Annotated in this window: 2 protein-coding genes; both read left to right on the top strand. The window is 41.2% G+C overall.

What is annotated here, in order from left to right; genetic code table 11:
• Positions 1–107: 107 nt before the first annotated feature.
• Positions 108–5,978, top strand: coding sequence for a LamG-like jellyroll fold domain-containing protein (locus H148_RS17925; protein WP_156877258.1), 5,871 nt, complete (start codon positions 108–110; stop codon positions 5,976–5,978).
• Positions 5,979–6,256: 278 nt separating this feature from the next.
• Positions 6,257–14,014 carry a LamG-like jellyroll fold domain-containing protein gene (locus tag H148_RS0113190; RefSeq protein ID WP_029035220.1) on the top strand — a complete coding sequence of 2,586 codons (7,758 nt, stop codon included), beginning with the start codon at positions 6,257–6,259 and terminating at the stop codon, positions 14,012–14,014.
• Positions 14,015–14,027: the final 13 nt, after the last annotated feature.

Genomic DNA, 14,027 nt, shown 5'->3' with positions numbered 1-14,027 from the left:
AAATTACCCTCGGAAATGACATCTCTGAAACCACAGATGCAGGACAATGTACGGCCTCTATAGCTGTTCCAAATGCTGTTTTTAGCGACAATTGTACAGGGAAAATTTTGAGCTGGACCATGACGGGAGCTACGACCGGTGGTGCAAACGGACAGGTAGGCACAAAAATCTTTAATATCGGGACAACAACCATCAACTACAAAGTAATCGATGCAGCAAATAGAACTATTTCAGGAGCTATTGAGATAACTGTTACAGATGAAGAGGACCCAAAAATCACTTTAGGAAATGACATTTTTGACTCCACAGGTGCAGGACAATGTACAGCCTCTATCGCTGTTCCAAATGTCATTTTTAGTGACAATTGTTCAGGAGAAACTTTAAGCTGGACCATGACGGGAGCAACGTCGGGAAGTGCAAACGGACAAGTGGGCACCAAAACTTTCAATATCGGAACAACAACAATCAACTATACAGTTACCGATGCCGCAAATAGAACAATTACAGGAGCTGTTGAGGTAACTGTTACAGATGAAGAGGACCCAAAAATCACTTTAGGAAATGACATTTTTGACACCACAGATCCGGGGCAGTGTACTGCTTCTATTGTTGTACCAGATGTCAGCTTTAGCGACAACTGTTCTGGAGAAACCTTAAGCTGGAATTTTTCGGGTGTTACAACAGGGAACGGTAGCGGACAGGTAGGCCCCAAAACTTTTAATATCGGAACAACAACAATTAACTATAATGTTACCGATGCCGCGAATAGAACGATTACAGGAACTGTTGAGGTAACTGTTACAGATGAAGAGGACCCAAAAATCACTCTGGGAAATGATATTTTTGACACCACAGATCCCGGTCAGTGTACCGCTTCTATTGCCATACCAGATGCGGTTTTCAGCGACAACTGTTCAGGGGAAGTATTGAGTTGGAGTTTATCAGGTGTCACTACAGGAAGCGGAAGCGGACAAGTGGGAACAAAAACTTTCAACCGTGGAATTACAACGATCACCTACACAGTAACCGATGAGACAGGGAACTTTATGGAGGCTATACAGAAAGTTACTGTAAATGATAATGAAGCTCCAGTCATTACAGACCTGCCTGATATAACCGGCGAGTGTCCCATAACAGTTATTCCGCCAACAACTGTCGATAATTGTGATGGAACGATTACAGGAACGACAGGTATAAATGATCTAACCTTTTATTCGTCAGGATCAATTTTTTGGATATTTACTGATGCCTCAGGAAATCCCACAGGGCCAATTGAACAAAAAATTATAATTTCTGATACTACTGCACCCGTTCCAGATCATAATGGAAATCTACCCATTATAAGTATTACAGGGTGTCAGGTTTCAAGTATTTCAGAATTAACAATTCCAACAGCCACAGATGGGTGTGAAGGTGTAATTCAAGGATCTTTGGGTGAGGGTTTTCAATTCCCATATTCTTTTTATGGAAGCAATACAATTGAATGGGAATTCATTGACAGTCATGGCAACAAATCAGCACAAGTTCAAGAAATAGAACTTATTCAGGTAAACATCAACGGAGGAAATTTAAGTGGCATTTATGAGTCGGTAGTATTTGATGAGCAAATCGACATAACTTCATGTGGAGAAGAAATTTCTGTAGAACTGCAACTGGCGGGGAAAACAGGAAATATTGTTCATTGGGAGAAATTCGCCGTTAATGAAGGCGTCTGGGAAGTAATACCGGTCAATGATAATAAGCATACAGCAGTATTTCCGGTAGGTGCATTGGAATCAACATATTACAGAGTTTTAGTTCAGGCAGGAACATGTACAGAATATTCTAATAGCATTTATATAAGAGCACTACCTCCCGGAGCTGCTCCAACTGTGACTAACGAAGATCTTGATAATGAATATTGTCTCGGAGATACAGTAAACCTGAAGGCCACCAGTAATTATTTAGGCACGCAAGATGCAATTCCCGATTCTCCAGGGGATTTTAATGAAGGACAATTAAATACCAAAGACTATGATTCATGGCTTGTTGATGGCAAAATACGCAATTTTACAGCCGGCGGAAATGCTACCAAACCCAAGAACTGGTCGGGTACTAACAATCATGAGTTTGGAGGTATAGAATATGATAGTCAAGACGGAAAATTTACAATAGCCCAAGGCAACTTTTATGGAGTAGATAAAAATGGGAAATCGGTGTACGATGGAAATATACCTACGACCTTGGAAAGTCCCATTACAGATTTTTCAAATTCTGTATCAGCAAGTATAGATTTTGATCAGGCCTTTTACTTTGCAGATGATGATGTTGCCACTATTGAAATATCATTTGATGGGGGCCAAAATTATGAGACACTTCAGGTAATGCATGCCACGGGGAGCGGAGTTAAAAAATGGCTTACAGCAGGTACTGCTGAATCCATAGATGGTTCAGACGCTACCAACTACAATTTTAACACAGATAATACCTCTATTTCTCTTGCAGCTTATTTCGACGGAAGAGATATGAGTAATGTTAGAATCAGATGGTCATTTACCGGTACCAGCGATCAAAGTGTTTGGGCAATGGACAACATCTTTTTAAATAAAAAAATTCCTATTGAAACTGATGTAGAGTGGACAGAAGGTATTGGAGATCCCGATGAAGAGCCTATTGCAATTGGTAAAACTGAACAAAAATTGTCATTTCAACCTGATATTCCAGGTGTCCATTCTTATGGGGGAACGGCATTAATTAATGGTTGTAGAACCTATAGTGAGGAGGGTACAGGTTTAATTGAAATTCTTGTATCTTACCCATACGCTGGTAACGACATTATAATGTCTAGTGAAGAATGCGGAAAAAATACAGTGCAATTAAATGCATATGATAATACAATAACGGCTAATGAAAACAATGCTAAAGGAGCATTCTCTATACCCGATTCAGGTTGCAGAACATGTGACGCTCGGGGAACTCAGGTAAAAGGCAGCTGGTCTTCGGTCAGGGAGGGTGGAGAACCCTCTTGTTTAGCGGGATCTTTTTCAGATCCAAACGATCCTAATTCCACCTTTACAGCAGGAGCTGGAACCTACACCTTAACATGGACCCTCGAAAATGGTTGTTCAGATGAGACAACAGTGACAATTTTGGAGTGTGATCAGGTGAACTTCGATGGGGTGGATGATCATATAGATTTTAATAACAATTATAATTTCGACGGTGCTTTCAGCCTGGAAGTTTGGGTGAAGCCAGAATCTATAAATGGGACTCATACCATATTTTCCAAAAGAGATGCTAATCTATCTGGTAGTGCACTAGGCTATGACTTAAAAATTGTAGACGGAATAGTATCTTTTAATTGGAATAAATCTGGAACTGTAGCTTCACCTTTTGTCATCAACCAGAACCGATGGTATCATTTAGCCTTAATTCACACAGAAGCAGGAGAATACAAGCTATACATTGATGGTCTTCTTATTAAAGTGGTCGGAGGTGGTTCACCGGGCACCAATAATTTCAGGGCCATTCTGGGAGCCATGGATAGCAGTGGATCTGATGGGCCAAAATACAATTTTAATGGTTGGATCGATGAATTAAGAATTTGGAAAGCTGCACTCACAAAGGATCAGTTGCACAGGATGATGAATCAACGCATAAAAGAAGATGGAACTGAAGTAATAGGAGAAGTCATACCAATACATATACCAGATGTAAACTGGAGTGATTTGGTCGGCTATTATAGAATGGACAATATAATTATTGGATGTGGCGAGATCGATCCCGATGTCGGTTTTAATGGAAGGTTGGTTAACATTACTTCTGCTCAGGAAAACACGGCTCCTCTTCCTTATACCCTTTTTACAGATAACGGAAACTGGTATGACACAACTACATGGCAGCTTCCAGTCCCTTATAATGGTATCAATATTTCTCAAAGAAATGTTTGGAATGCACCCAATAGTTTAGGAATAAATGGAGATAGGATCAACTGGAACATTGTCGAATTAAATGGAAGAAAAGTAGTGAACCCGGCATCTTCAGGCAATATCATTTTATTGGGCTTACTTGATGATTCAGGAACCCTGGATCTTGAAGGAGCAAACAATTCATCGGGCACCAGTCTAACTGTTACCCATTACCTGGAACTTAATGGCATACTTGATCTTAACGGGGAATCACAACTGCTACAACCGGAAGGCAGCATTATAGAGGGTTCGGGATATCTTGAGCGTGACCAACAGGGTACAGCCAGCAGTTATAATTATAATTACTGGAGTTCACCGGTTAGCACTCAATATTTGGCTCCCAATTCAGGTTTCAAAATTGGAGAGAAAAAAGGTGACGAATACCTGGGAGTATTATTCGATGGCACAGATCCGGCAACACCAAAAGAAATCCAATTTAATTACCAATATCATTTTGCCGACGGGGCTCCCTCTAACCCTATAAAAATTAGTACTTATTGGCTCAATAAATTTTTCGGGAAAGCCGGGGAATACAGTAGCTGGAAACACGTAACTCCAGATAGTCAAATGGCTGCAGGGGAAGGTTTTACTATGAAAGGTTCCTCTGGACATAAGGAAATTTACCATTCACAAAATTACACCTTTAGAGGAATGCCCAATAATGGCCCAATTACATTGAATATAGGTTTGGATCAAAATTATTTAATAGGGAATCCTTATCCTTCGGCAATTGATGCGAACCAGTTCATCAGAGATAATCTTAAAGATGTTCCGGGAGGAACAAATTCTGAAAATGTGTTCAATGGTTCGTTATATTTCTGGTCCCATTTTGCCGAAAAAACGCATATTTTAAAGGAATATGTAGGAGGCTATGCAATTTACAACCTTGCAGGTGGTGTTCATGCAATTGCCAGTGATGCCAGAATAAACAACAGTAAACCAAACCGCAAAGGAGGAAAAAAACCGCGACAATACATTCCGGTGGGTCAGGGATTTTTCATAAACACTGTATTAAATCCTGCATTAACTAACAATCCCAATATTACAATTTCGGGAGGAACTGTAATGTTCAATAATGGCCAGCGCGTATTTCAAACCGAATCTGATTCCACAAAAGCGGTTTTTCATTCGGTGGAAAAGAAAGGTATAAATTCTGAACCTACTACAGGCACAGCTCTCCGGGAAGAGGAGAAAATGCGCCTTTGGATAAAATTTAAATCCCCAAAGGGTTATCATCGTCAGCTTTTGGTAACAATGGATCCAAAAACCACTTCAGATTTTGATCTTGGTTATGATGCCCTCTTGATTGAGAATAACAAAGAAGACATGTATTGGCTCATGGGGCAAGAGCAAACTGAACTCCTGATCCAGGGAGTTCCAGATTTTGCTCCGGAAAGAGTTCTTCTTTTGGGATTAAAAATAGCTACCGAAGGGGAATTTATAATCGCAATAGATGAGATGGAAAACATCCCCGCGGAACTACCAATTTTTCTAAAAAATATTGAAACAAACACATATTACAACCTGAGAGATTCAGATTTTAAGTCAAAAATAGAAATCGGCAAAATCCATGGTCGATATTCCATTGTTTTTGATGATGGAGATCCAGGAGATCCCGAAGATCCTGAAGATGGAAGCGGCGAGGATGATGGAAATGATGAAAGCGAAGATGAGGAAGATCCTGGAGATGGAAGCAGCGAGAGTAATGGAAATGATGAAGATAATGGAAATGAAGAAGGTGATGGAAAAGAGGATATAAGTGAAGAACCTGAAGATTCCGGACCCACTTCCCGTGGAATGGAATTGATATATTCCACGAAGAACAAAGAAATTGTAATTAACAATCCGGAATTGTCAATTGTTAAAAAAGTTGTTTTGTTCAACTCATTAGGACAGGAAATATATACTTATGAAAGCATTGATAGCAAAGTTGTCATCGAATTACCTGTAGAAGTTCCCAGCGAAGGCATGTATTTCATTCGGGTTTATACGGAAGAAGCCATTTTGGTGCTCAAGTTCCTGGTGGACTAATTAGGGAACCTGATTTTGAAAAGGAGGAGGCTCAAAAATACAATTTTTGGGCCTCCTCCTTTTTTGTTTCACCAAAGATGGAACGGGACAAATAGCAATTGGAAACAGAGTAAACTGATCAATAACCTAATTCAGGTCTTTCAATTTTTGTAGGAATTAACTTGCATTAAAGACCTTTAATCTGGTCAATATGACCTTTTATCCATAAAAAATTCCATTAGACGAGGCGTGTATGAAAATTTTTCCTACTTTTACCTACTGATTTCTAACGGTTTGACATGGAGAAACTTTACAATTCTCTTAAAATTTCGGGGCTTTTATTACTGCTGAGCATCTCAGCACTGGCATCCTATGGGAGTTATTCTGCATCAGAATCTTATGAGTATCCCCAAAATTTTCAGGAACATTCGGGAAACTGGATGGACTCCCCTTACGGAATTTTCGCAGTAGCATTTCAGGAATGTAATGTTTCGGCTAATATAACAACCACAGATGTTACCTGTAAAGGTGCAATGGATGGAGTAATAGGCTTGTCCAATCCTTCGGGAGGCAGTGGTAGTTATCAATACAGCATCAACAACGGGAGCTCATGGCAAGATTCCGGAGAATTTACAGGACTAGGCTCAGGCAACTATCAAGTCCTTATTGCAGACAAATCTGATACCACCTGTCAGGTCGTTTTGAATTCAAATTTAACTATAAGTGAACCCACTCAACTAACTCTCACCGGGTCCACAACATCTGCAGTATCCTGCAACGGAGGAACAGACGGATCTGCAACTGCCGGAACTGTCTCAGGAGGAAACTCAGCATATACTTACAGCATTAACAGTGGTGCTTTTTCAACTTCTAAAACCTTCAGTAATCTTTCAGCAGGGGATCATATCATTACTGTCAAAGACAGCAAAGGATGTGAAGTCTCAGAAACAGTTACTGTTACAGAACCTGCAGAATTAACTCTCACAGCATCTACAACCACTGCCGTTTCCTGCAATGGAGGAACAGACGGATCTGCAATGGTAGGAACCGTCTCAGGAGGAAACTCAGGATATACCTACAGCATTAACAATGGTTCTTTTTCTACTAATACTACCTTTAACAATCTTGCAGCGGGCGATCATGTAATCACGGTAAAAGACAGTAAAGGATGTGAAGTCTCAGAAACAGTTACTGTTACAGAACCTGCCGTATTAACTCTCACAGCATCTACAACCACTGCTGTTTCCTGCAACGGGGGAACAGACGGAACTGCAACGGCAGGAACCGTATCAGGAGGAAATTCAGGTTATACTTTCAGCATTAACAATGGTGCTTTTTCAACTTCTAAAACCTTCAGTAATCTTGCAGCAGGCGATCATGTTATCACTGTAAAAGACAGCAAAGGATGTGAAGCCACGGAAACAGTTACTGTTACAGAACCAGATATTTTAAACCTCACCGGGTCTACAACCACTGCAGAGTCCTGTAACGGAGGAACAGACGGATCTGCAACGGCAGGAACCGTCTCAGGAGGAAATTCAGGTTATACTTACAGCATTAACGCTGGTGCTTTTTCAACTTCCAAGACCTTCAGTAATCTTGCAGCAGGCGATCATGTTATCACTGTAAAAGACAGCAAAGGATGTGAAGCCACGGAAATAGTTACTGTTTCAGAACCAGATATTTTAAACCTCACCGGGTCTACAACCACTGTAGTATCCTGCAACGGGGGAACAGATGGAACTGCAACTGTCGGTACTGTGGCTGGAGGAAACTCAGATTATACCTACAGCATTAACGGAGGAACTTTTTCCACCACTACCACTTTCAGCAATCTTGCAGCGGGAGATCACCTCATCACTGTAAAGGACAGCAAAGGTTGTGAGATTACGGAAACGGTTACCGTCACAGAACCAGCTGTATTAACCCTCACAGGGTCCACAACCACTGTAGTTTCCTGTAACGGGGGAACAGATGGAACTGTAACGGCAGGAACCGTCTCAGGAGGAAACTCAGGATATACTTACAGCATTAACAGTGGTGCTTTTTCAACTTCTAAAACCTTCAGTAATCTTTCAGCAGGCGATCATATAATCACTGTAAAAGACAGCAAAGGCTGTGAAGCCAAGGAAACCGTGACTGTTACAGAACCCGATGTGTTAACCCTCACAGCGTCCACAACCACTGCAGTTTCCTGTAACGGGGGAACAGACGGAACTGCAACGGCAGGAACCGTCACAGGAGGAAATTCAGGTTATACTTACAGCATTAACGGTGGTGCTTTTTCAACTTCTAAGACCTTCAGCAATCTTTCGGCAGGCGATCATGTGATCACTGTAAAAGACAACAAAGGCTGTGAAGTCTCAGAAACAGTTACTGTTACAGAACCTGCAGAATTAACTCTCACAGCATCTACAACCACTGCCGTTTCCTGTAACGGGGGAACAGATGGAACTGTAAGTGTTGGCACTGTGGCTGGAGGAAACTCAGGATATACCTACAGCATTAACAATGGTTCTTTTTCTACTAATACTACCTTTAACAATCTTGCCGCGGGCGATCATGTGATCAAGGTAAAAGACAGTAAAGGATGTGAAGTCTCAGAAACAGTTACTGTTACAGAACCAGCAGTATTAACTCTCACAGCATCTACAACCACTGCTGTTTCCTGCAACGGAGGAACAGACGGAACTGCAACGGCAGGAACTGTCACAGGAGGAAATTCAGGATATACTTTCAGCATTAATAGTGGTGCTTTTTCAACTTCTAAAACCTTTGGTAATCTTTCGGCAGGCGATCATGTGATCACTGTCAAAGACAGCAAAGGATGTGAAGTCTCAGAAACAGTTACTGTTACAGAACCAGCAGTATTAACTCTCACAGGGTCCACAACCACTGCAGTGTCCTGTAACGGGGGAACAGATGGAACTGTAACCGCAGGAACCGTCACAGGAGGAAACTTAGGATATACTTACAGCATTAACAGTGGTGCTTTTTCAACTTCTAAAACCTTTGACAATCTTTCAGCAGGCGATCACCTTATCATTGTAAAAGACAGTAAGGGATGTGAAGCCACGGAAATAGTTACTGTTACAGAACCAGATGAGCTAACAATGACTACAGATTCATCCATTACAGATGTCACCTGTAATGGCGGAAATAATGGTGTTATAACTGCAGGTAATATTACCGGAGGCACGGCTCCATATAGTTATTCCTTAGATAATTCAAATTTCACCTCAAATACGACATTTGAAAATGTCAGCGCAGGGAACCACACCATCTTTGTGACAGATGCTAATGGATGTGCCCTTCAGGTTCCGGTCACTGTTTTAGAACCTGAAATTTTAAATGCCACCTTGACTAAAACCGATGTAAGCTGTCATGGAGGCTCAAGTGGAGAGATCTTATTAACCACTCCCTCGGGAGGGCATGGCACCTATGAGTTTAGCATTGATGGTACAACCTGGCAATCCAACGCAAACTTTAGCAATCTTCCGGCAGGAAGTTATTCAGTTTCTATGCGAGACGCGGCATTTCCTACTTGTGTAGTAGTACTAAATTCAGATTATATTCTGACTGAACCTGATGCTCCCGTAACTGCAGAGATCACCAGTACCAGAACCACTACCTATGGAACATCAACGGGATCGGCTACAGTAAACCCTTCCGGAGGAACGCCCGGATATACCTATGAGTGGAGAAAGCAGGGGCAGGCAGCAATTCTTCAAACCACCAAAACAGCTACCAATTTGGCAGCTGGATGGTATGAGGCTACAGTAACCGACAGTAAAGGATGTAAAATAGTTAAGGAACTTGAAATTATTGATGCCATACAGGCTTTTATTTTAACCAGAAGCACCTGTGAAATTGAAGGGGACATTGATGCCATTCGTACTTTCCATTATATAGTGGAAGATGAAACTGCTTACGGAGGAGTAGCTCCTTATACTTATTCCTGGAAATTTGGTGATGGCGCAGTAAATCCCGCTCGTACCGGCATAGGGGAATTCTGGGTAGACTACACCACTATCGGCAATAAAATTATTACCCTTACTGTTACAGATAGTACTGGTGAAACCTATATTACCACACAGGAACAATACATTGGGAAATGTTATAATCCCTGTGGAAAATCCAGCAATATTGACTTTGATCCCAGTAATATATATCTGGGATATTCAGATGGTACTCGAATGGATCTTTCAAGTGCGGACTACTGCGATTCGACAATACCAAAATATATATACCTTGGTGTGGATAAAAGTGCCAACATTTATAATCCATATATTGAACTGACTTATATCATTTCCAATACCATTTCAGATGTAAGTAACAATTACTATATAAGCGGTTGCAGGGAAAAAGATGATATTGATGAAGATCTCAGCGTAAATCAACCTAACAGGGTGGGGGAATTTATAAGACTGACACAGGAGCCAATAAATTTTAACTGTGGCGACAATTTGAACATAGATACTTTTTACATCACATGGACGAACGTATCGAAAAAAGAATGTGGGGCAAATAATAACAAATTCTGCTGGTCCACCAATGAACCTCTGACCGTACCCACCGAGCTTAGAGCGGAAGCAACTCCCACTCATATTTTGTGTAAAGGTGACAGTACAGGTACTATAACCGTAAAAGCTTCGGGAGGATTTGCGCCCTATTCTTATCGTTTGTCAGCAACAGGCACTTCCCAAACCAGCAATCACTTTGTAGGTCTTGCAGCAGGAACTTATACGATATATGTACAGGATTCTGCAGGTGTGGAAATTACCGTTACCACTACTATTACAGAACCTGCAACTTCCATTTCTGCAAAAGTAGAACCAAGCAATCCCTCGTGCTTTGGTGAAACAGGATCTGCAACTGTAACAGTGGATACAGTAAACATAGGCACCCCGTTTTACGATGTGCAGGGAACACCTTATTATAAATACCTCTGGAACGACCCCAATGAACAAACGACTGCTACTGCATCCGATCTTACTTCAGGAGATTTCACGGTGACTGTAATCGACGCCAACGGATGCCAAATCATCAAAACAGTTTCAATAACTCAGCCGGAACAACTAACAGTTGCTGAGACCGGACCTGATCAAAATTTTGGCTGCGGCTTTAATAACACTATTCTGGAAGCTAACACTCCGGTAACTGGAGTGGGGACGTGGACAGTAATTGATGCTCCAAATTCTGATTGGGTGCTGGCAGACAACAATAATCCGATCTCCGCTTTTAGTGCTCCCGCAGGTACTTATACCTTAAGATGGACCATTGCACATGCAGATGGCACCTGTGGAACTTCGAGCGACATGTTGATCAATTTCAAGGGAGAATGCAGCACTTTAGATTTCGACGGAATAGATGATTATGTATTTATTGGGGACAGAAATAATTTTCCTTCTTCTAATTTCACCCTGGAAGCCTGGATCAAGCCGGCATCTGTACAGGGAATACGCACCGTAGTTGCGAAACGCAATACTGTAGCATTAACTTCCGGAGGATATGATCTAGTAATAAATAACGGCGCTCCCACCTTTAGATGGAACGGCAAATCTGTTTCCACTTCTCATAAAGTGGGAACAGACCGCTGGTACCATCTTGCTGTTGTTTTTGAAGGTTCTGAAGTGGAGTTATATGTTGATGGAATTAAAGTAGGAAATTCAACAGGTTCAAAACCTTCAACCAATTCTTTTCCGTTCCTGGTAGGTGCCATGTATGATGCTAATAATCCTGAAATTCCACAAAATTATTTTGAGGGATGGATAGAAGAACTTCGCGTCTGGAATTCCGCTCTTTCTGTTGAGCAATTACGGTTTATGATGAACCAGCGTATTGATGCTAATGGTGCAGCGGTAAAAGGTGAGATACTCCCAATGGATGTTCCCGGGGATCTACAATGGTCATCCCTCGTTAGCTACTACAGGTTAATAGCTGAAGATGCAAAAGTAATCGAGGGTATAGCAGTAGACAGAGCTAATAACGGTGTAGATGGACATCTCCGAAATATTGAAAGTCTTCAGAAAAATACTGCTCCCCTACCTTATATTTCAGAAGCTAATGGTGAGTGGAAAACGCGCGGTGCCTGGGATATTAATATAGGAAGTAATGAGGAAAATTACTGGACCTGGCCAAATGACACAGGGATAAACGGCACGAGCATTGACTGGAACATCGCTTATGTTACTCATGAGCAAAATTCTGGAAACCAGAATATTACACTCCTGGGTTTTTTGCTTAACGGAGGGAAACTGGATATGCTGGGAACAGTGCAAACCAGAACTACAGCAGGGTTCGGGAATGGTCTAATCATTACTAAATATCTCGATTTGGGAGGTTTTATTGACCTTAACGGAGAATCCCAATTAGTACAAACAGAAGGTAGTATTCTTGTAGGAAGCGGTAAAATTCAAAGGGACCAGCAGGGTACAGCCAGCAGTTTTAATTATAATTACTGGACTTCTCCTGTGAGTATTGACGGTAATGCACAAAACAGCGGATACAAAATCTTCTCTGTTATGAAAGATGGTACTGATCCCACCAATCCTAAAGATATCATTTTCGATCCCCAGTATCATATTGCTGACGGGTTCCTTTCCAATCCTATAACATTGAGTTCTTATTGGCTTCATAAGTTCTTTGGAGATTCAAATAAATACAGCCAGTGGGAGAGGATTGACCCAAAAAACACCATTCTTAAATCGGGAGAAGGATTTTCTATGAAAGGCTCTTCGGGCAAAATGGCAATTTTGGATCTGCAGAATTATACTTTCATTGGAATGCCAAATAATGATACTATTTCGCTGAACATTACAACAGGAAAAAATTATCTTATTGGCAACCCCTATCCTTCGGCTATAGATGCCAATGAATTTATTCTCGACAATCTCGGCGAAAGAAGAGATGGTACAAATGTATTTAACGGCTCCCTCTATTTTTGGTCACACTTTTCGGGATATACGCATTATCTGCAACGATACGTCGGTGGCTATGCAGTCTATAACCTTTCCGGTGGAATAAAAGCCATTGCCAATGATGAAAGAATTAACGCCACCGGCGACGAAGGGGGAGAAAGGCCAAGACAACATATTCCAGTAGGACAGGCATTTTTTGTAAGTTCCGACCTGGATGAATCAATAACCACACAATCTGGCATTAACATTCACGGCGGGGATATCTTATTTAAAAACAGTCAACGCGCCTTTGTTACTGAAATAGACAAAACACAATCGGTTTTTCATTCCCAGGAGAAAAAGGTATTGAAGGCATCCTCTTCAAAAAAGAATGAATCCAGAAAAAGAATATGGATAAAATTCAGTTCTCCGGAAGGTTATCATCGTCAACTTCTGGTCACAGCCGATGAACTTACCACTTCTGAATTTGATCTTGGCTATGATGCTGCACTAATTGAGAACAATAAGGAAGACATGTATTGGTTGCTCAACGACATAGAATTCATAATTCAGGGAGTGCCCGATTTTAATGAGGATAGGACTTTGCCTCTGGGAATAAAAACTGCCGAAGGCGGAAAGTTTAAAATTGCCATTGATGAGCTTGAAAATATAGACGATGACCTTCCAATCTTTGTCAAGGACAGTCAAGCGGGAACTTATCATAATCTCCAGGAATCAGATTTTTCAGCAGAAGTGGAAAAGGGGAATATTAACGATCGTTATTCTATTGTATTCAGTGATAGTGAAGATTCGGATAATGAAACAGAAGGACCTGATGAAGGCGATGAAGACAACAACGGCAATGGTGATGGTGAAAATATAGGCGTTGAAAATCCTGAGCAGCCTTTACCTACTCCTGCGGGCATTGAACTGTTGTATTCAGCAGAAATGGAAAAAATAGTTATCAAAAATTACAACTTACTACCTATTAGTAATGTTGTACTGTTCAACTCCCTGGGACAGGAGATCCATTCCTATAAAAATATTGAACTTAAAAATACAATTGAATTACCTGTACAGGTTCCCGGTGCAGGCATGTATTTTGTCCGGGTTTTCCTGGAAGATTCGACTTCGGTGCTCAAGTTCCTGGTTAACTAAAAACCGAATAGTC

Source organism: Salinimicrobium terrae DSM 17865 (assembly GCF_000424665.1).
Lineage (GTDB): Bacteria > Bacteroidota > Bacteroidia > Flavobacteriales > Flavobacteriaceae > Salinimicrobium > Salinimicrobium terrae.
The sequence above is the reverse complement of the archived record's forward strand: the minus strand, read 5'-3'. Positions and strand labels throughout refer to the sequence as shown.